The organism is Ramlibacter sp. (genome assembly GCF_035706265.1).
Taxonomy (GTDB): Bacteria; Pseudomonadota; Gammaproteobacteria; order Burkholderiales; family Burkholderiaceae_C; genus Ramlibacter.
Window position 1 is genome coordinate 1 of the sequence record NZ_DASSVG010000341.1, and the last position, 18833, is coordinate 18833.

Consider the following 18833-nt stretch of genomic DNA (forward strand, 5'->3'; position numbering starts at 1 on the left):
TCACTTGTGCAGTTGCCAGTAGAACTGGATCGGCGACGTGATGCCCTGCACCTTCTTCGCGAATGCGACCGGCTCGAAGAATTGCCCGAGCACCGCGAAAGGCGCGTCCGCCACGATCCGCTGCTGCACCTGGGCGGCGATCGCCTTGCGCTCGGTGGGCGTCCCGGCCGTGGCGAATGCGACACGCGCGGACTCCAGCGCGTCGTCGCGCAGCCAGCCGGTCCAGCCGTTCGCGGGATCGCCCGAGAAGGCGATCGCGCTCGGATCCAGCAGGTCACCGGCCAGCCACCAGGTGTGGAACATGCTCCAGCCGCCCTGCCCCACCGGGCCGCGGTTGGTGCGGCGCTTCAGCAGGGTGGCCCAATCCATGTCCTCGACCACCACGTTCATGCCGATCCGGCTCAGCTTTTCCGCCGTGACCGCCGTGAAGGCGGAGAGCACCGGGCTGTCGACCGGGTTCAGCAGCACCACCGGCGAGCCGTCGTACTTCGCGGCGGCCAGCGCGGCGCGGGCCTGCTCGAGGCCCGCGGCCTTCAGCGCGTCGGTGGGCGCGGCCAGCGGCGTGCCGCACGGGAACACCGAGTAGCAGGTGCGCCAGTAGCTCGGGTCGCCGAGGGCGGCCTGCATGTAGTCCTCCTGCTGCATCGCCATGAGGGCAGCGCGGCGCACGGCGACGTTGTCGAACGGCGGCTGCTGCATGTTGAAGCGGGCCATGCCGATGTTGCCCAGCGGGTCGGTGGTGGCCACGGTGATGCGCTTGGCCTTCTTCAGCAGCGGCACCTCGCGGTACGACGGCGATTCCACGTAGTCCACCTGCGCGTCGATCAGCGCCCGTGCGGCCTCCGCGGCCGTGGGGTAGTAGATCCACTCGATGCGGTCGGCCTCGCCTTCCTTGTTGCCGGCGGCCAGCGACAGCGGCTCCTGGCGGCCGACGTAGTGGCGGTTCTTCACGTAAGCCACCTTGTTCATGAAGGGCACCGACCAGAAGCGGCTGTACTTGTAGGGCCCCGAGCCGATCGGGCTGGTGATCGGCACCGAGGGATCGAGCTGTGCCTGCTGCTTCGGCAGCATGAACGGCACCATGCCGGACATCTTGGCGAACAGCTGCGGCAGGTCGGTGCGCGGCGACCGCAGCTGGATGTGGAAGGTCCGCTCGTCGCTCGCCGCGATGCTTTCCACCTGCTTGAACAGCAACTGGCCGGCGCCGTCGCGCTTGCCCCAGCGCTGCAACGAGGCGACGCAGTCGGCCGCCGTGACCGGCGTGCCGTCGTGCCACTTCAGCTGTTCGCGCAGCGTGAAGGTCCAGGCCTTGCGGTCCGGCGACACGGTCCACGTGTCCACCATCTGCGGCCTGGCCTCGAAGTTCTCGTCGTACGCGAACAGCGTGTCGTAGACGAGATAGCCATGGTTGCGCGTGATGTAGGCGGTGGTCCAGGTGGGATCCATCACCTCCAGCCTGGCGTGCGGCGCCACGCGCAGCAGGCTGCACCCGGCGAGCGCCATGGGAACGAGGCTGGCCGCCGTCAATAGCCTCAAACTAGTCCATTTCAGCATTTGGATCCTCCGCGGGGTGGTTGAAAGAAGGGGGTGCGGCTTCCGACGGGCCGGCCGGGCGCTGCGCGCCCGGTGCGAACGAGAGCAGCGAAAACGTGATGGCGCCCTGGGCGAACTCCGCGCGCAGGCGCTCGGGCCCCCGCAGGGGCGAAAGCATGCAGCGCACCTGCAGCGGCAGGCCCGGCGCCCGCGCCTCGACCCGGCTCAGGATCTCGAAGGCTGGCGCCGGGGGCGCGGCCTCCGCGGTGCATTCGCTCGCGACGCGCACGAACGGGCGCGTCACGTAGGGGGCGAGCACCAGCGGCACCCGCACGCCACTGCCGGCGCCGGGCGGCAGCGGCGGCAGGTCGCTCCAGCCGACGCCGATCCGCGCCGCATACGGGATCGTGGACACGGCCAGCGCAAGCAGCCGCAGCAGCGGCGAGGACGGGCCGGCGAGTTCGACGACGCGCCACGCATCCGGATCGAGGCAGGCCACCAGGGTGCCGCCGCCGGCCTCGGTGAAGACGTGCCGGCCCAGGCTGTCGATGGAAACGTCCACGCGCTGCAGCGCGTCCGCGCGGAAGGCACGCGGGACTTCACCCGTGCTCTCCACGATCCACAGCCCCGCGCCGGGCCCGAAGCCGGCCAGCGCCTGGAACACGGCGGGATTGCGCGCGGCCGGGGCGACCACCTCGCCCGGCCGCGGGATGCCCGACACCACCCAGGGCCGCACGGTCGAACCCTTCGCCGGCACGCCCAGGTAGTTCGCCAGCTTGAAGGGGCGGGTGGGCGAGCCGGGCTCGGCCGCCGACTGCAGCTGCAAGTGCAGGTGCGCGAAGGCGGAACGGCCGGAATTGCCCACCCGGCCCAGATAGCTGCCCACCTCCACCCGGGCCCCGGGCTGCACCGCGACGCTGCCCTGCTGCAGGTGCGCCAGCAGCGCCGAGCCGGCACCGCCGTCGAGGCGGATCACGACGTGGTTGCCCCAGCGTTGTGCGTGGTTGCAGGCCCCGGGCAGGTTGTCGGCCACATGGTTGCACACGCGCTCCACGGTGCCGGCCACGGGCGACGTGACGTCGGCGCCGAAGATCGTGCCCAGGGGCATGCCGGCCACGTGCGGGCGTTCGAGGTCGAGCGCGTGGCGCAGCGCGCCGCCATGACTGAGCGCGCCGCCGAAGCCCTGCGTCACCAGCACCTCGCCGGCCACCGGGGACGCGAACAAGGGAACGTCGGCACCGAGGCGCGCGCGCCAGTAGGCGTGCGACCACCATTGCCGTTCCGGCGGCGCGGCGGCGCCGGGGCGCAGCGGACGGATGCCCGTCGTTGCCAGGGCACCGATGCCGACCCAGATCGCGAGCGCAGAGGACAGCGGCAGGTACGAAGTCGAGGAGCCGCCCAGTGCGTATTGCAGGGCGAGCCCGAACAGCGAGGCCATCGCGCCGGCGACCGCGGCCACGACGAGGCTGGCCCGGCCCGGGAGGAAGAGCGCCGCGCCCAGCGCGATGCCGGCGATGAAGAAGTTGTACGAGAGCGGGAGCCAGTAGTACACCAGGTGCAGGCGCTGGAAGGCGAGCGCCGCCAGCGCGCCGCCGATCCAGCCGGCGATGCCGCAGGCGAGCAGCGCGCGCGACCAGAGCAGCACCGCCAGCGCCACGAAGGCGCCGGAGATCCAGTCGCGGCCGTACATGAGCGCGCCGAGCGCACGCAGCATCCCTTCGCCCCACCCGCGCGCGTCGACGAGTTGCGGCCATCCGGGCATGGCGTTGGAGGCAGCGGCCGTGCACTGCGGGCAGATCGAGAACATCATCGCCGCCGCCATGCAGTACCCCAGCAGCACGGCCGGCATCGGGCTGCGCGCGAGGAAGTGGACGACCGCGGCCGCGAGCAATGCGGCCGGCACCGCCGCCACCGCCGCCAGCAGCACCTGCACGCTCCAGGGGATGCCGCTCGATCCGGTGAGCCAGCCCGTGACCACGGAGGCCAGCAGGGCGTTGGTCGTCACGCTGCCGCCGCCGGCGGGATCGTCGCTGCGTCCGAGCAGCCGGTTGATCGCCGCGCCGACCAGGAAGCCCTCCAGCGCGAACAGCGCGTAAGGCGGATGCACCAGCAGTGCCAGTCCGAGCACCAGGCCGATCCAGGGCTGCGGGATGAAGAACAGGTGGCCGAGCGCGTGTCCCAGCGGCTCGAGCAGGCGCGCTGCCGCCGCCAGCCCCTTGCGGTGCCACCGCACCGGCGCGCTCACTGGCGCCGTGGAGACCGCTGCGGGCCGGGTGCGCGCCATGGTCCGCCTCTCACCCCTGCTGGAGGTGCGCCGGCATGCGTTCGGGCCCGGCGACGTCGTCCAGGGTTTCCCGCGCGCGGATCAGCACCGGTTGCCCCGAGGTCCCGATCATCACGACCGCCGGCCGGTACGCGATGAACTGCATCGACTGCACGACGTTGTACGCGCCCACGGGATGCAGCGTCAGCACGTCGCCCAGTTCCAGCGGCGGCAGGTCGACGGTGTAGCGGACCACGTCGATCGCCATGCACAGCGGACCGTACAGGCGCGTCGGCGCGGGCGGCGTGCGACCCGGATGCGTCGGCAGGATGTCCATGCGGTACCAGGCGGCCGTGTACAGCAGGTTGATCCCGGCATCGATCACATAGCTCGTGCGGACGTCGTCGCCCGCGAGCATCTGCTCCTTGTAGGCCCGGGCGGCGCTGTCGCCGGCGGCGAACGGGTCGCGCACGCCCTTGACCGCCACCACGGAGGCCAGCAGGTAGCCCGCCTCGTCCACGAGGTAGCGGCCGCTTTCGAGGCGCAACTGCGGCCGCGCGCGCGCCGGCACCTTCTCCAGCACGCCGGCGATGGCCGCCGCATAGGCTTCGATGGGCGGCACCACGGCTTCGGCCGGGCCCGGCATTCCGTGCAGCAGGCTCAGCGAGGGAAAGCCGCCGCCCAGGTTGATGCACGGCACCTGGTGCCCGTGCTCCTGCCGGATCTGCGAGCGCAATGCCAGCAGCTTGGCGAGCGCCACGGCGTACGCGCCCGGCGCCAGGATGTAGGTGCCGATGTGCGTGTGCAGCGTGTGCAGCCGCAGCTTCGGATGCGCGAGCACCTGCGCCGCGGCGCGTGCGGCTTCGCCGTTCTCCAGCGCGAAGCCGAACTTCGACCACACGGGCTGTATGCCGGCGTCCAGCCACACGCGGATGCCGACGTCCAGCGGCTGCGGCAGGCCGCTGGCAAGCTCCTCGACCAGCGTCAGTTCGTCCCAGTTGTCGATCTGGATCAGCGCGTGCTCGCGCACCGCCGTCTCCAGGCTGGCGCGCGGCTTGTAGGGCCCGTTGTAGACGATGTCCTCGCCCGCGATGCCGAGCTTGCGCGCCTTCTGGTACTCGAAGTCGGACACCACCTCCGCCGTCCAGCCTTCCTCGTGCAGCACGCGGCAGATCGCACCGAGGTAGTTGGTCTTGTACGACCAGGCGAACACCGTGTCGGGGTGGCGGCTGGTGAAGGCCTCGCGCATGCGCCGCGCCTGGCGGCGGATCGTGGCTTCGGAGAACACGAACAGCGGCGAGCCGAACTGCTTCACGAGTTCGCGGACGGCAACGCCGTCGATCTCGCCCAGCCAGGCGGCGTGCGTCCCGCGGGCATACAGGTTGCGGTCGGCGGCGGCCTCCAGCGAGTGGCGGCCCAGTTCGTTGCTGACCAGGGGTGGAGAGTAATCGGTGCTCACGGCGCGGCCTCGCTCGCGGGAATGGCAGGATGGAAGACGCGCTCGCCGGCGCTCGCCATCGCGGCGAATTCGGCGAAGTCGCCGGCCACGTCCAGGCTGTGGCGCACGAACATCTGGCCGGCCCGGCAGGCGGGCAGCGCACGCGCGCGGCGGTGCAGCAGGCGCCGGAACAGGAGCGCCGGCAGGTTGCAACCGAGCTGCGAGGGGAAGTCGATCCAGGCCGGAAAGCGCGGATTGATCTCCATCAGCGCGTGCGGCCGTCCGGCCACCTGGACGAACTCGAGTTCGAACGGGCCGTTCCACTTCAGCGCCTGCACGATGCGCTGCGCCAGGGCGTCGAGCCGCTCGTCCTCCACCACGATGCCGGCGAAGCCCTTGCCGTTGGCCGTGCGCAGCAGCTTGCGGATGCTGCAGCTGCCCAGGATGCGGCCGCGGCCGTCGCCGACGCCGGTGACGTCGTACTCCTCGCCCACCAGGTTTTCCTGCACGATCACCGGCCAGCCCCAGCTCTGGACGATCTCGTCGTAGGCCGGCGCCAGTCCTTCGCGCGAATACACGAGATGCGCGTGGTACAGGCGGCCCTTGACGTACACCGGATAGCCGATCCGCGCCGCGCAGTCCTCCACCGCGGCGGGATCGGCGGCAGCGAGCGTGACCGGCGCCGGAATGTGGTTGCGGCGACAGAACTCGTACAGATTGGCTTTGTGGCGGGCCTCGAACGACTCGCGGGAGGGCAGGATGCATTCGACCCCGCGCTCGCGCAGCCGCGGCTGCAGCGCGATGTAGTTCTCGATCTCGGAGTCGAGGCAGGGAATCACGTAGCCCAGGTCCTCGCGCGCGCGGACAGCGTCCAGCCGTTCGAGCAGCGCTTCGGCGCCGGCCCCCGGGAAGGGCATGAGGTAGGCGGCGTCGGGGTGGTCCGGGCCGCTGCCGTACAGGCTGCTTTCCATGGGGTCGTAGGAGAACCCCAGCACGCGCAGGTGCGGGAAGGCGCGGCGCAGGCTGGCCACGACGGCGGCACCGGGCTGCGGGTTCTCGCCGCGGTGCATGCCGGTGACGGCGACGGCGCGCGGCGCGGCTCTCATGCCAGCGCCTCCGCCCGCGGCACGCGCAGCAGGCCCGGTCCCGCGAACTGGTTCAGGAGCAGTTCCACGTCGCGCACGGCGCTCGCGTGGTCCAGGCCGTAGCGGCTCTCGACCAGCTCGACGAACTCGCGGACCTCGGTGCCGGCGTCGTACTGCCGCAGCAGGTAGTCCGCAACCGGCGTCAGCCGGTAGAACAGACCGGAAGCCTTGTCGAGGACGAATCCGCCCGGATAGAAGCGCAATCCCGACAGGCGGTGCCCCCCGCCGATCGGGTGCGGATGCTTCCCAGCGGTGGCTGCCTTATTCTTGCCCATCCTCTTCCCCGGGTTGGTTCCACTGCAAGCCGTTCTTGTGTTCAGGCTAGTCGACCTCAGCTGCTCATCCTTGCGCGCCATCAACTCGGCTGTTTCGCACCGCGCGGGTGCGAATGTCGCCTGGCCACGCCCCCACTGACGGAGAAACGACTATGGAAGCCACGCCTTTGCGGCGGCTCGTGCGATCGCTTGCCCTTGCCGCCACCAAGGCGCGCGCGCTGGGCGCACTGCTGGCAGGGCTCGCCTGTGCGGGCGCGCAGGCGGGCGACATGGTGCTGTTTCCCGCCAGCGTCGGCTACACGGCCTCCGAAGTGACGCTGCGCGCGGAATTGCACCGGCCCGAAGGTCCGGGCCCGTTTCCGGCGGTCGTCCTGATGCACGGCTGCGGCGGCTGGCAGCCCGCGGTGCGCTTCACGATGCAGGGCTATGCGGAGCAGTTCGTGCGCAGCGGCTTCGTGGTGCTGGACCTGGACAGCTTCGGCCCGCGCCGCCTCGGCAACGGCAAGGTCTGCGAAAGCGTGCCCAAGCAGCAGGACGCACTCCAGTACCGCACGCACGATGCCTACGACGCGCTGCGCTATCTCCAGTCGCAAGGCTTCGTCGATGCCGCCAACGTGTTCCTCATGGGACAGAGCAACGGCGGCAGCGTCGCGATCAAGGTCGCCAAGGGCGAGGACTTGCAGGATGCGCGCGGCACGGGGGCCGGCTTCCGCGGTGTCGTCGCCTATTACCCATGGTGCGGCCCGTTCGAGGGGCGCCGCCAGGTCCATCTCGCGGCGCCGCTGCTGGTGTTTGCGGGCGGCCGTGACGACTGGGTGCCGGCGCGCGAATGCCAGGGCGTGCGCTCCAGCGGTGCCGAACTCGATGTGATCGTCTACCCCGAGGCCGCACACTCGTTCGACCTCGACATCGTGCCGCAACGCTATCTCGGCAACCTGGTCGGCAAGGAACCCTTCGCCGCCGAAGACAGCCGCAGGCGCATGCTGGGCTTCTTCATGCGCTTTGCGGGCGAGCGCACGGCGCGGGCCAGCGCGCTCTAAGACAGACGCGCACGCCCGAGGCGCAAGCCGCGCGCACGCGAGGCGGCACGGCGGCCTCGCACCTCTCCTCTCCCACTCCATCTGCGACCCGCCGCGAGGGTCACCTCGCCGGCGGCGCCGCGCTTTTTCAGCTCGGCATTGAACTTGACAGCCATCAAGAAGGGACCGAGGAGCCCAACCATATTTCGTTCAGGAACTCAGCCGTACCAGCTCTAGCGGACGCAGGAAGCGTCCACCCGTTCCGACGGTTGGTTCCACGGGCGAAGACGCGGGTCGTCTTCGGTTCTGGTGACGTTCTTGATGGAGCTTCTCATGCGAAAGATTGCAACGTTCCTCCGCGACGAAAGCGGTGCCACCGCGATCGAATACGGCCTGATCGCCGCTCTGATCGCCGTCGTGATCCTCGGGTCGGTACAGGCGTTGGGCACGAACCTCAACCTCGTGTTCCAGAGAGTCGGCGATTGCCTCGCCAGTCCGAGCGCTGAGACCTGCACGAGCACCCTCGGCGGCGGCACCGGCGGTTGAGGCCATGGACGCAATGTCGACTCAAGCCCTGTGGCTGGCGGCGGCCGGCGCGGTGCTCGGCGTGACGGTCTGGACGGACCTGAGATCGCAGCGCATCCCCAACGTCGCCGTCGCCGCCGCAGCGCTGGCCGGCATGGGCCTGTCCATCCTGCCCGGTGGCGTGGGCGCGGGCAGTGCGCTCCTCGGGCTCGCTGTTGCCTTCGTCCTGTTCCTGCCCGCCTGGCTGCTCGGTGTCGGCGGCGCCGGCGACGTGAAGCTGGCCGCCGCGCTCGGCACCTTCACGGGATTTCCCGGCGTGCTCGGCTTCGCGCTGTTCACGTTCGCCGCCGGCGGCCTGCTCGCGCTGCTCTGGGCTGCCCGCGGCGGCGCGCTCCGCTCCATGTTCCGCAACCTCCACGTGGGCCTGCTCGCGTCGTTCGCGCGCCTGGCCGCACACGACGTGCCGCGGCGCGGCGACATGCCTGTTTCCCCATCCCGAATGCCCTACGCCGTCGCGATCGCGATCGGGATGGCGGCTTACGTGCTCCTGGTCAAGGGCCTGGCCTGACGAGCGACGCTTGAAAGAGGAGGTCCCAAATGAAGAACGCCCGTCCATGGCTGATCATCCTGACCTCCGTCGTGGTGGGCGCCGCGGCGGTCGTGCTCGCTGCCCGCTGGGTGGCGCAGCAGGCCAGCGTCGCCACCCAGAAGGTCGTCGTCGCGGTCCGTGACCTCGACGTCGGCACCCGGCTGCGGCCGGACATGCTGCAGGTCGTCGACTGGCCCTCCGGCGCACCGCTCAAGGAGCCCTACGCGGAGACCGACAAGGTCGTGGACCGCGTGCTCAACACACAGGTGCTGCGGGGCGAACCGATCGTGGCTTCGCGGCTCGCCGCGCCCGGCGAAAAGGGCGGACTCTCCGCCGTCCTCGAGGAAGGGCGGCGCGCCATCACCGTCAAGGTCAACGAAATCGTCGGCGTCGCCGGCTTCGCGCTCCCGGGCAACTACGTCGACGTGATGGTGAACACGGCCGACGACGCCAACAAGGCGGTGTCCAAGATCGTGCTGGAGCGCATCCTGGTGCTCGCCGTGGCGCAGGACACCTCGCAGGCCGGCGAAGCCAAGCCGCGCGTGGTGAGCGCCGTCACGCTCGAAGTCACCCCCGAGCAGGCCGAGAAGATCGACCTCGCGCGCAGCGTCGGCTCGCTGTCGCTCGTGCTGCGCAGCCAGGCGGACAAGGGCAGTGCCGCCACGGTCGGTGCACGCAAGATGGACCTCTTCGGGCCGGCCGAGAAGATCCCGCCGCAGCCCGTCGCGGCCGCGAAGGTGGAGCCTCCCGCCGCTGCGCCCAGCGCCGCGCCGGCCAGGCCGCGCGTCGTGACTGCCGCGCGCAAGCCGACTCCGGCCGCCCGGCGCGCGCAGCAGGCCGCCGCCATCTCCGGTGCCGCGGCTGCCCCGGGCGCCGCCGCCCCGGCGCCGAAGCGCGCCTCGGTGGAAGTGATCCGCGGCATGAAGCGCACCGTGGAAGAGCCCGAAGAGAGCCCCCTCTGAACGATCGAGGCCACACATGAACACCAACGCAATCCGTTCCGCCTTGCGGAGTTCCCTCCTGGTGACCGTTGCCGCCGCGGCGATGGCGGCCCTCCAGGCGGGTGCCCAGCCGAGGCCGTCGCCGGCTCCGGCCGTCAATGCACCCGCGGCCGCCGAATTCGGCGGTCCGACCGAGGTCGCGCCACCGATGCGGCTCACCGCAGGGCGGTCCGCCCTGCTGCGCCTGCAGTCCGACGCCGCACGCGTTTCCGTGGGCAATCCCGACATCGCGGACGTGACCCTGATCAACCCGCGCGAGGTCTACCTGCTTGGCAAGAAGGCGGGCAGCACGAACGTCTTCGTCTGGTCCCGCAACCGGACGACCCTGGTCGACGTGGTCGTGAGCATGGATGTCGCCACCCTCCGCTCGCGCCTGGGCGAACTGGTGCCGAGCGAGTCCGGCGTGCGCGTCGATGCGATCAACGACACCGTGGTCCTGAGCGGCCGCGTCGGCGACGCGCTGAAGGCCGCCCGCCTGGTGCAGCTGGCCGAGGCCTATGGCGGCGGACGCAAGATCATCAACATGCTCAGCGTCGAGGCCAACCAGCAGGTGATGCTGGAAGTGAAGGTGGCCGAGGTCTCCAAGACGCTGCTCGACCGGCTGGGCAGCAACGTGGACCTCACGCGCGGCGGCGAGCACACGTTCCGCCTGCTGTCCGACTTCCTCGCCGGTGCCGGCGGGGCGGTATCCGCCGCCAGCGGCAGCGGCCGCACGAACCTGGTGCTCGATGCCGAGATCAACAACGGCCTGGTGAAGATCCTCGCCGAGCCCAACATCATGGCGATCAGCGGCCAGGAGGGCACCTTCCTCGCCGGCGGCAGGATCTACATCCCGGTGCCGCAGACCGGCACCGGCGGCACCACCATCACGCTGGAAGAGAAGGAATTCGGCGTGGGCCTGCGCTTCCTGCCGACGGTGCTGGACGAAGGGCGCATCAACCTGCGCGTGGCGCCGGAGGTCTCCGAGCTGTCGCAGGTCGGGACCACGCTGCGCGCCGGTGGCCAGGTCAGCATCCTGCCCACGATCAACACGCGGCGCGCCTCCACCACCGTGCAGTTGCGCGACGGCGAGAGCTTCGCGATCGGCGGGCTGATCAAGAACAACGTCACCGAGGCGCTCAAGTCCTTCCCCGGCCTGGGCGAGCTGCCGGTGCTGGGCGCGCTGTTCCGCAGCACCGAATTCCAGACCGACCGCTCGGAACTGCTGTTCATCGTGACGCCGCGGCTCGTCAAGCCGCTGCCGCCGAACTACGCGCTGCCGACCGACAGCTTCGTCGAGCCCACCCGGGCGGAACGCTACCTCGAAGGCCGCGTGGAAGGCGCGACCCCGCCGCCCGCCGAAGCCCCGGCCACGCCGGCGCCCGGCTTCCAGTTGAAGTGAACGAACCGCTCGAAAGGCAGGCACAGCCATGCGTACCCTGATCTACCTCGCCCTGGCCGGCGCCGCGCTGGCGGGCTGCGCCCAGGCGCCCACCCGCGTCGACGCGTCCTTCGGCAGCGCCGTCCTGCGCGCCCGCGCGGCCCAGGCGGTCGACCCCGACGCGCCGCTGCGCGCCCGCGGCCCCATGCACCTGGACGGCCCGGCCGCGAAGTCGGCGATCGAGCAGTACGAAAAGAGCTTCGAGGCCCCGACCCTGCCGCCGGCGATCCTGAACATCGGCGTCGGCAGCGGCGCCTCGGGCGGAGGTTACTCCCGCTAGGGACCCGCACGAAAGGGCCACGGCCATGTCGCTCCTGAAACCCCTCTCCCGACCGTCGCGGCAGCGCGGCGCGATTGCCGTCCTCGTCGGCGTGGCGATCGTCGGGTTGGTGATGATGGCCGGCCTGGTCGTGGACCTCGGGCGCCTCTACGTGGTGAAGACGGAGCTGCAGAACGCGGCGGACGCCTGTGCGCTGGCCGCCGCGCGCGAGCTCAACGACCGCAGCGAAGGCGCCACCGGCCGCAGCAAGAACGCCGCCATCTCGGTCGGGACGCTGAACAAGGTGGGCCTGCAGTCCGACGCGGTGGTGATCACGGAGACCGACATCCACTTCAGCAACCGGCTGGAGGAGGCGGCGTGGACCGACACCGTGCAGGACGACTCCGTGTACGCCTGGTGCACGCCCCATGCCGCCAGCGTCAACCTGCTGTTCATGCAGGCAGGGCGCCTGCTGGGACTCGCCTCGCCCGACGCCATCGCGCTCAGCGCCGACGCGGTGGCCCGGATGATGAACAGCCAGAGCTTCTGCGCGATCCCGCTGGCGATGTGCACCACCGAGTCCGCCAGCACCGGCTTCGGCTTCGAAATGGGCAAGTGGTACACGGGTCGGCTGACGGCCGGCAACGGGATCACGGGCATGTACGGCTGGATCCAGTTCGGCGGGCCGGGCGCAGCCGAGGTCGCCGAGGCGCTCGCCGGTCCCGGCCTGTGCGACGTACGCCCCACCCACGTGGACGCGAAGTCCGGCGAGGGGCAGGGCATCGCGAAGGGCTGGAACACGCGCTTCGGTCTTTACGCGGGCCCGTTCAGCAACATCACGCTGTATCCCCCCGATCGCACGGGCTGGGCCTATTCCCCGACCCGCAGCGTCCTGCAGGGCCACACGACGGTCACCATCCCGGGCAACTGGCCGCCCTCGGATGCAGCCGGCGAAATCGACTTCGGAACGCCGGCCAACCCCAGGAACGCCTACTACGACTACCTCGCCAAGAAGGACGGTTTCGTCCCGTACGACCCCAACAACGTGCTGGAGGCCAACGGGCACACCGCCAACTTCCCGGGCAATCCGGGCCCGCTCAGGTCGGACGACCACCAGGCTCACGGCCAGGACCGCAGGCTTGCGCTGGCACCGATCATCCGCTGCGCGGACTGGACTCCCACCGGCAAGAACATGGAGGTGTTGGACTGGGCTTGTGCGCTGATGCTCAGCCCCATCAACGACCCGGATACCGATGTGCGGCTCGAATTCCGCGGGCTGGCAAGCGCCGGCGCGTGCGGATCGACAGGGGCTCCGGGCAATTTCGGGCCGCTGGTCCCGGCACTGGTGAAGTGAGACGGCCATGGATGCACGACGCTTGCGGCAAAGGATGCGGGGAGTGGCCGCCGTGGAGCTTGCGATCCTGCTGGTCCCGCTGATGGTGCTCGCGTTCGGTACCACCGAGACCGGCCGCGCCCTCTACTACTACAACACGCTGCTGAAGGCGACGCGCGACGCCGCCCGCTATGCCTCGATGTCGGCCGGCGCGGCGCAGGATGCGCAGGCCGTGTGCCACGCGGTATACGGACAGTCCTGCGGCAGCACCCTGGTGCCGCTCGTGCCGGGCCTCGAGCCGGCGAATGTGCGGATCAGCCATCGCACCCAGAGCACGGGATCGGGCGCGGTCGACGTCGTGACCGTGACGATCCAGCGCTATGCCTTCACGCCGGTGATCGGCTGGCCCGTCGGCAGCCTGACCTTCGGCGACATCAGCTGCACCATGCGGCAGGCGGCATCATGAAGCGCACCCACGGCCGCCGGCACGGGGCGTTCATCGTCGAATTCGCTTTCACGGTGATCATCCTCATCATCCTGCTGTTCGGGATGCTGGAACTCGGGCGCGCGGTGTACACGTGGAATTCGGCGGTGCAGGCGACCCGCGCCGGCGCCCGGGCCGCGGCGATCGCCGCCATGGGCAGCACCCCCCAGCCGGTGCTGGACGCGATGCGCGTGAGCATGCCGCAACTGCAGTGGTCCGACATCGAGGTCCTGTATTCGCCCGACGGGATCCACTTCGCGCCCTACGCCAGCCGCAACTGCGAGCGCGGGACCTGCGTCTTCGTGCAGGTGCGCATCCAGGGCGAGTTCCATCCGGCCGTCGCCATGACGCCTCTCGGCCGCTTCCTGCCGGACCGGCTGCTGATGCCCGGCGTCGCGACCACGGTGCCCGTCGAAGCGCTGGGCGTCACGTGAGGACCCCATGAGAACCACCCTGATCTGCCAAGGCGAGGACTTCGCGGCCGAACTCGCGCGGGTGGCGCGGCAGGAGGGCGCCAGCTCGGTCCAGCCGCTGGCGCGCGCTGCAGGCGAACCGCTGCAGCCGCTGCTGGCGCGCGTGCAGGGCGACGTGCTCGTGGTGCAGTCGGGCACGCCCGAGCGCGACCTGCCGCAGCTGGAATGGCTCACCGCCGCGCGGCCCGCGCTCGCCGTCATCCTCCTGAGCACCAGCCGCGACGCCGACCTGCTGCTGCGGGCCATGCGCGCCGGCGTCGGCGAAGTCCTGCCCGACCCGCCGGCCGCCGCGGATCTCGCGGCCGCCCTGCAGCGCGCCGCGCAGCGCGCGCGGCCGCCGGGCGGCGCAACGCAACTGGGGCGCGTGATGTCCTTCGTCGCCTGCAAGGGCGGCAGCGGCGCCACCTTCATCGCGGCCAACCTCGGCTACGTCCTGGCCTCCGAGCGCAGCCTGCGCGTGGCCCTGCTGGACCTCGACCTGCAGTACGGCGATTCAGCCTGCTTCGTGAGCGACCAGCCCGCGCGCAGCAGCCTGGCGGAACTGGCACGGCACATCGACCGCCTCGACGCCGACCTGCTCGAGGCAAGCATGCTGCACATCTCCGAAGGCTTCCACCTGCTGGCGGCCCCGGAGCAGCCGGAGGACGCGCTGGGGGTCACCGCGTTCCAGCTCGAACGCGTGATCGAGGTCGCCCGGATGGTCTACGACGTGGTGCTGCTGGACGTCGAACGCATGATGGACCCGCTGGGCATCAAGGCGCTGGACAAGTCGGAAACCACCTTCCTGGTGGCCGAGAACATGATCCCGCACGTGCGGGACGCGCGCCGCCTGGTCCGCGTGCTGGCCGCCATCGGCGCGCCGCAGCAGAAGCTGCGACTGGTGCTGAACCGCGAGGGCCGCCGCGGCGGCCTGGGCCTGGCCCAGGTCGAAAAAGGCGTCGGGCTCAAGGTCGCCCATCGCGTGCCCGACAACCTCGACGAAGTTCCGGAGGCCGTGAACGCCGGCGTCCCGATCGCGCAGATGCACCCGCGCTCGCCCGTGGCGCGCGCGCTGCGCGAGATCGCCGACGGGATGGACCTGGCCCAGCCCGAGCGGCGCCGCGACGCCCGTGGCTGGCTGCGGCGGTTGATCCTCGACGGCAGCATCTGAGCGCAAGTACGGAGGAAGCAGACCATGTCCCTCAGAGAAACTCTCGAACAGCAGCGGCCTTCCCCAGTGCTGGCCGGCCTCGCCTCCATCGCGCCGCAGCGCCAGTTCGCGCTGGTCAAGTCGCAGCTGCACAAGGACATCCTGGCGCAGGTGGACCTGCGCAGCATGGAAGCCATGCCGCAGGAGCGGCTGCGCGCCGAACTCGGGGCGATCGCCGAACGCCTGCTGGACCAGCAGAAGGAGGTCCTCTCCGACCTCGAGCGGCGCGCCATCGTCGAGGCGATCCAGAACGAGATGCTGGGCCTCGGCCCGCTGGAGCCGCTGCTGGCGGACACCACGGTGTCGGACATCCTGGTGAACGGCCCCGGCAGCGTGTACGTGGAGCGCCGCGGCAAGCTGGAGCAGACCGCGGTGCGCTTCGACAGCAGCGCGCACCTGATGCGCGTGATCGACAAGATCGTGTCGCGCGTGGGCCGGCGCATCGACGAATCCAGCCCGATGGTCGACGCCCGGCTGCCGGACGGCTCGCGGGTGAACGCGGTGATCCCGCCGCTGGCGCTCGACGGGCCCATGCTGTCGATCCGCCGCTTCGCGGTGATCCCCTACGGCATGGACGACCTGCTCTCGTTCGGCACCCTCACGCGCGAGATGGCGGAGCTGGTGACGGGCCTGGTGCGCGGCAGGGTGAACCTGCTGATCTCCGGCGGCACCGGCTCCGGCAAGACGACGCTGCTGAACGTGATGTCCGCGGCGATTCCCGCGGACGAACGGATCATCACGATCGAGGACGCGGCGGAACTGCAGCTGCAGCAGCCGCACGTGGTGCGCCTGGAGACGCGCCCGCCGAACATCGAGGGCAAGGGCGAGATCAACCAGCGCGCCCTGGTGCGCAACAGCCTGCGCATGCGGCCGGACCGCATCATCGTCGGCGAGGTGCGCGGCGCCGAGGTGCTGGACATGCTGCAGGCGATGAACACCGGCCATGAAGGATCGATGACGACGATCCACGCCAACTCGCCGCGCGACGCCCTCACCCGCCTGGAGCACATGCTGGGCATGGCGGGACTGCAGGCGTCCGCGCGCACCATGCGCCACCAGATCTCCGCCGCGCTGTCGGTGGTGATCCAGATCTCGCGCATGGCGGACGGCCGCCGCAAGCTGGTGAGCCTGCAGGAGCTGACCGGCATGGAAGGCGACGTGGTGACCATGCAGGAGATCTTCCTGTTCGACCAGACCGGGGTGGCCAGCGACGGCTCGGTGCTCGGGCGCTTCCGTGCGACGGGCATCCGGCCCAAGTTCGCGCAGCGCCTGCGCACCCGGGGCGTCGAGCTGGCCGAAGACCTGTTCGATCCCGAACGCCGCATGGAGTGATCATGGACCTCCTGTACTACGCTTTCCTGGCGCTCTGCTTCCTGGCCGTGGTGGCATTGCTCGAAGGGCTGTACCTCGCATGGAACGCCCACAGCGGCCCGGAGGCGCAACGGATCGCGCGCCGGATCCAGTCGATCTCGGCGGCGGGCAACCACGTCGCGCCGCCGCTGGTGCGCAAGCGGGTGCTGAGCGACGTGCCGGCCATGCAGCGCCTGCTGCTGGAAGTCCCGCGCATCCACGCGCTGGACCGCTTTCTGCTCCAGTCCGGCGTCGACCTCACCGTGGCGCAGTTCCTGCTGCTTTCCGGCTCGCTCGCGCTCGGCGCCGTGCTCGTGGCCACCGTGCTCGGCGCCCCCGCGTGGGCGCTGGCCGCCTGCGCCGTCGCCGGCGCGCTCCTGTGCGCCGGCTACGTGCAGCGCCGGCGCTTGCAGCGCATGCGCCGCATCGACCAGCAACTGCCCGATGCGCTGGACCTGATGGCGCGCGCCATGCAGGCGGGCCATGCCTTCAGCAGCGCGCTGCACCTGGCGGGCACCGAAGGCCCGCAGCCGATCGCCGCCGAATTCCTCGCCACCTTCGACGAGATCAACTTCGGCGTGACGGCCGACGCGGCGCTCACGCACCTGGCCACCCGCGTCGCCAGCAAGGACCTGCGCTTCTTCGTCGTCGCCACCCTGATCCAGCGCGAGACCGGCGGCAACCTGGCGGAAATCCTGCAGTCCATCGCGGAGCTGATCCGCGGGCGGCAGCGCCTCGTCGGCACCGTGCGGGTGCTCTCCGCAGAGGGGCGCCTGTCCGCCTGGGTGCTCTCGCTGCTGCCGTTCGGGGTGCTCGGCGCGATCGTGCTGCTCAACCCCGGTTTCGCCGCCCCGCTCTGGACGGACCCCGCCGGCATCCGGCTGGTCAGCGTGGTTCTCGTGCTGATGCTGGTCGGCCTGGTGTGGATGTGGCGGATGGTCCGGATCCGCATCTGAGGAGGTCCCATGTCGCTGCAAATCCTGTTCCTCCTGGTCGTCTTCGTCGCCGTTTCGGCCGCGAGCTTCTTCGCGCTGCGGGAATTCGTGCCGCACCCGGCGCAGGAGCGCGTCGAAGCCATTGCGGGCGCAGCATCGCCGGCCGCGCACCACAAGAATGCGCCGGCCGAGGCACTGGCGCGCTGGCTCGCGCCGCTGGCCCGTCCGGCCCTGCCCGAGGGCGGCTGGGAGAAGTCGCCGCTGCGCGTGCGCTTCTACAACGCCGGACTGCGTTCGCCGAGCGCACCGATCGCCTACTTCGGGCTCAAGACGCTGCTGACGCTGGCGCTGCCCGGGCTGCTCCTGCTGTCCCTGTGGATCACGAAGGTGGACACCCGGCCCACGGTGCTGCCCTGGCTGCTGGTGCTGTTGGCTGCGATCGGCTACTACCTGCCGAACGCGGCGCTGGCGCGGCTGGTCGCGCACCGCCAGCGCGACCTGTTCGAAGCCTTCCCGGACGCGCTGGACCTCATGCGCGTCTGCGTCGAGGCCGGCCTCGGCATCGACGCCTGCATCGAGCGCGTCGGCCGCGACATGGAACTCGAAAGCCACGCACTGGCCGAAGAGTTCCAGCTCGTGGGGCTGGAACTGCGGGCGGGAGCCTCGCGCGCGGACGCCCTGCGCAACCTGGCCTTGCGCGTCTCGCTGGAAGACATCGACGCGCTCGTCGCGATGCTGGTGCAGGCGGACCGCTTCGGCACCAGCGTGGCCGAGGCCCTGCGGGTGCACTCGGACGCGCTGCGCACGCGGCGCCGCCTGCTGGCCGAGGAGCGCGCCGCCAAGCTGCCGGTGAAGCTGCTGTTCCCGCTCGTCTTCTGCATCTTCCCGGCGCTGCTGGCCGTGCTGCTCGGGCCGGCGGCGATCGCCATCTACCGCAACTTCATCACCCGTGTCGGGGGCTGACCGCAGGAGTACACCGCATGTCCACGTTCCGTCACTGCGTCCTTCCGCTGGCCGCCCTCCTGCTGGTCGGCTGCGCCACCGGCCCGTCTGCGCCGACGCCGCAGCGCCAGGCCATCGGAGCCGCGCCGGCCGCCGGCAACGCGGAAAGCTATTACCGGCTCGGCCGCTACCTGCACGGACAGGGCCGCGGCACCGCCGCACTGGCCGCCTATGCCCAGGCGCTGGAGATGGATCGCCGGCACGTCGGCACCCTCAATGCCGTGGGCGCGCTGCGCTCGGAGCGGGGCGAGGCCGACCTCGCCGAAAAGGCGTTCCGCGCCGCACTGGAGCAGGACCCCGCGTCCTCCGCCACGCACAACAACCTGGGCTACCACCTGCTGCGGCAGGGCCGCGCCGCCGAGGCGGTGGCGGAACTGCAGGCCGCGCAGCGGCTCGCACCGCTGGATGGGACCGTGCTGCAGAACCTGGCGTGCGCCCGGGCCGAGGCCCGGCAGCAGGAGGCCGCAGCCACCGCCCTGGGCGCCGCCCCAGCCATGGAGATCCACGAAGTTGCAGCCACAGTGCCGACGGAAATCCACGAGGTGGCAGCCACTGCCCCGGTTGAAATCCACGAGGTTGCAGCCGCCGCGGCCGTCCAAG

General features: G+C 70.9%; 19 protein-coding genes. 14 read left to right on the top strand and 5 right to left on the bottom strand.

The genetic code is table 11. The features are described 5' to 3' along the window. From VFM98_RS12330 to VFM98_RS12350, 5 genes are read right to left on the bottom strand one after another with little or no spacing between them, the layout of a single operon-like run. The gene (locus tag VFM98_RS12330) at positions 1-1503 is read right to left on the bottom strand and encodes an ABC transporter substrate-binding protein (RefSeq protein ID WP_325110218.1); all 1503 of its coding nucleotides are present in this window, start codon (positions 1501-1503) and stop codon (positions 1-3) included. A gap of 34 nt (positions 1504-1537) precedes the next feature. Next, positions 1538-3817, bottom strand: a complete 2280-nt coding sequence (locus VFM98_RS12335; protein ID WP_325110219.1) for an urea transporter — start codon at positions 3815-3817, stop codon at positions 1538-1540. A gap of 10 nt (positions 3818-3827) precedes the next feature. Beyond that, complete coding sequence (locus VFM98_RS12340; RefSeq protein WP_325110220.1) at positions 3828-5255, bottom strand: alanine racemase; 1428 nt, start codon at positions 5253-5255, stop codon at positions 3828-3830. Beyond that, complete coding sequence (locus tag VFM98_RS12345; RefSeq protein ID WP_325110221.1) at positions 5252-6340, bottom strand: ATP-grasp domain-containing protein; 1089 nt, start codon at positions 6338-6340, stop codon at positions 5252-5254. Before VFM98_RS12345 ends, VFM98_RS12340 begins: the two co-directional genes overlap by 4 nt. Continuing rightward, entirely contained in the window at positions 6337-6654 is a 318-nt protein-coding gene (locus VFM98_RS12350) for a PqqD family protein (RefSeq protein ID WP_325110222.1), read from the bottom strand. Before VFM98_RS12350 ends, VFM98_RS12345 begins: the two co-directional genes overlap by 4 nt. A gap of 152 nt (positions 6655-6806) precedes the next feature. Between VFM98_RS12350 and VFM98_RS12355 the strand changes: the two genes are divergently transcribed. The 14 genes from VFM98_RS12355 to VFM98_RS12420 form a co-directional block, all read left to right on the top strand. Next, entirely contained in the window at positions 6807-7694 is an 888-nt protein-coding gene (locus VFM98_RS12355; protein WP_325110223.1) for a dienelactone hydrolase family protein, read from the top strand. A 300-nt stretch (positions 7695-7994) separates the two neighbouring features. Continuing rightward, positions 7995-8219 carry a Flp family type IVb pilin gene (locus VFM98_RS12360; protein ID WP_325110236.1) on the top strand — a complete coding sequence of 75 codons (225 nt, stop codon included), beginning with the start codon at positions 7995-7997 and terminating at the stop codon, positions 8217-8219. Between the two features lie 13 nt (positions 8220-8232). Beyond that, the gene (locus VFM98_RS12365; RefSeq protein WP_325110224.1) at positions 8233-8766 is read left to right on the top strand and encodes an A24 family peptidase; all 534 of its coding nucleotides are present in this window, start codon (positions 8233-8235) and stop codon (positions 8764-8766) included. A 29-nt stretch (positions 8767-8795) separates the two neighbouring features. After that, a complete protein-coding gene (cpaB, locus tag VFM98_RS12370; RefSeq protein WP_325110225.1) occupies positions 8796-9749 on the top strand; it encodes a Flp pilus assembly protein CpaB in 954 nt (317 codons plus the stop codon). A gap of 16 nt (positions 9750-9765) precedes the next feature. Continuing rightward, a complete protein-coding gene (locus tag VFM98_RS12375; protein WP_325110226.1) occupies positions 9766-11169 on the top strand; it encodes a type II and III secretion system protein family protein in 1404 nt (467 codons plus the stop codon). Between the two features lie 28 nt (positions 11170-11197). Then, complete coding sequence (locus VFM98_RS12380) at positions 11198-11488, top strand: hypothetical protein (protein ID WP_325110227.1); 291 nt, start codon at positions 11198-11200, stop codon at positions 11486-11488. A 25-nt stretch (positions 11489-11513) separates the two neighbouring features. Then, positions 11514-12821: a TadE/TadG family type IV pilus assembly protein gene (locus VFM98_RS12385; protein ID WP_325110228.1), complete on the top strand. Its 1308-nt coding sequence runs from the start codon at positions 11514-11516 to the stop codon at positions 12819-12821. Between the two features lie 52 nt (positions 12822-12873). Further along, positions 12874-13266, top strand: a complete 393-nt coding sequence (locus VFM98_RS12390) for a TadE/TadG family type IV pilus assembly protein (protein ID WP_325110229.1) — start codon at positions 12874-12876, stop codon at positions 13264-13266. After that, complete coding sequence (locus tag VFM98_RS12395) at positions 13263-13718, top strand: TadE family protein (protein ID WP_325110230.1); 456 nt, start codon at positions 13263-13265, stop codon at positions 13716-13718. The genes VFM98_RS12390 and VFM98_RS12395 overlap by 4 nt, the downstream gene beginning before the upstream one ends. A 7-nt stretch (positions 13719-13725) precedes the next feature. Then, on the top strand, positions 13726-14907 hold the full coding sequence (locus VFM98_RS12400) for an AAA family ATPase (RefSeq protein WP_325110231.1): 1182 nt from the start codon (positions 13726-13728) through the stop codon (positions 14905-14907). Positions 14908-14931: 24 nt separating this feature from the next. Next, positions 14932-16278 (top strand): CpaF family protein, encoded by a 1347-nt coding sequence (locus tag VFM98_RS12405; RefSeq protein WP_325110232.1) that lies wholly within the window; start codon positions 14932-14934, stop codon positions 16276-16278. Positions 16279-16280: 2 nt separating this feature from the next. Continuing rightward, on the top strand, positions 16281-17252 hold the full coding sequence (locus VFM98_RS12410; RefSeq protein ID WP_325110233.1) for a type II secretion system F family protein: 972 nt from the start codon (positions 16281-16283) through the stop codon (positions 17250-17252). Positions 17253-17261: 9 nt separating this feature from the next. Beyond that, positions 17262-18194, top strand: coding sequence for a type II secretion system F family protein (locus VFM98_RS12415; RefSeq protein ID WP_325110234.1), 933 nt, complete (start codon positions 17262-17264; stop codon positions 18192-18194). A gap of 17 nt (positions 18195-18211) precedes the next feature. Beyond that, the coding region (locus VFM98_RS12420) for a tetratricopeptide repeat protein (RefSeq protein ID WP_325110235.1) at positions 18212-18833 on the top strand (622 nt) is incomplete at its 3' end.

Bases quoted from the DNA above. Each gene is read 5' to 3' on its own strand.
- VFM98_RS12330 (WP_325110218.1), bottom strand. From the start codon at position 1,503: ATGGCGCTCGCCGGGTGCAGCCTGCTGCGCGTGGCGCCGCACGCCAGG.
- VFM98_RS12335 (WP_325110219.1), bottom strand. From the start codon at position 3,817: ATGGCGCGCACCCGGCCCGCAGCGGTCTCCACGGCGCCAGTGAGCGCG.
- VFM98_RS12345 (WP_325110221.1), bottom strand. From the start codon at position 6,340: ATGAGAGCCGCGCCGCGCGCCGTCGCCGTCACCGGCATGCACCGCGGC.
- VFM98_RS12350 (WP_325110222.1), bottom strand. From the start codon at position 6,654: ATGGGCAAGAATAAGGCAGCCACCGCTGGGAAGCATCCGCACCCGATC.
- VFM98_RS12355 (WP_325110223.1), top strand. From the start codon at position 6,807: ATGGAAGCCACGCCTTTGCGGCGGCTCGTGCGATCGCTTGCCCTTGCC.
- VFM98_RS12360 (WP_325110236.1), top strand. From the start codon at position 7,995: ATGGAGCTTCTCATGCGAAAGATTGCAACGTTCCTCCGCGACGAAAGC.
- VFM98_RS12365 (WP_325110224.1), top strand. From the start codon at position 8,233: ATGTCGACTCAAGCCCTGTGGCTGGCGGCGGCCGGCGCGGTGCTCGGC.
- cpaB (WP_325110225.1), top strand. From the start codon at position 8,796: ATGAAGAACGCCCGTCCATGGCTGATCATCCTGACCTCCGTCGTGGTG.
- VFM98_RS12375 (WP_325110226.1), top strand. From the start codon at position 9,766: ATGAACACCAACGCAATCCGTTCCGCCTTGCGGAGTTCCCTCCTGGTG.
- VFM98_RS12380 (WP_325110227.1), top strand. From the start codon at position 11,198: ATGCGTACCCTGATCTACCTCGCCCTGGCCGGCGCCGCGCTGGCGGGC.
- VFM98_RS12385 (WP_325110228.1), top strand. From the start codon at position 11,514: ATGTCGCTCCTGAAACCCCTCTCCCGACCGTCGCGGCAGCGCGGCGCG.
- VFM98_RS12395 (WP_325110230.1), top strand. From the start codon at position 13,263: ATGAAGCGCACCCACGGCCGCCGGCACGGGGCGTTCATCGTCGAATTC.
- VFM98_RS12400 (WP_325110231.1), top strand. From the start codon at position 13,726: ATGAGAACCACCCTGATCTGCCAAGGCGAGGACTTCGCGGCCGAACTC.
- VFM98_RS12405 (WP_325110232.1), top strand. From the start codon at position 14,932: ATGTCCCTCAGAGAAACTCTCGAACAGCAGCGGCCTTCCCCAGTGCTG.
- VFM98_RS12410 (WP_325110233.1), top strand. From the start codon at position 16,281: ATGGACCTCCTGTACTACGCTTTCCTGGCGCTCTGCTTCCTGGCCGTG.
- VFM98_RS12415 (WP_325110234.1), top strand. From the start codon at position 17,262: ATGTCGCTGCAAATCCTGTTCCTCCTGGTCGTCTTCGTCGCCGTTTCG.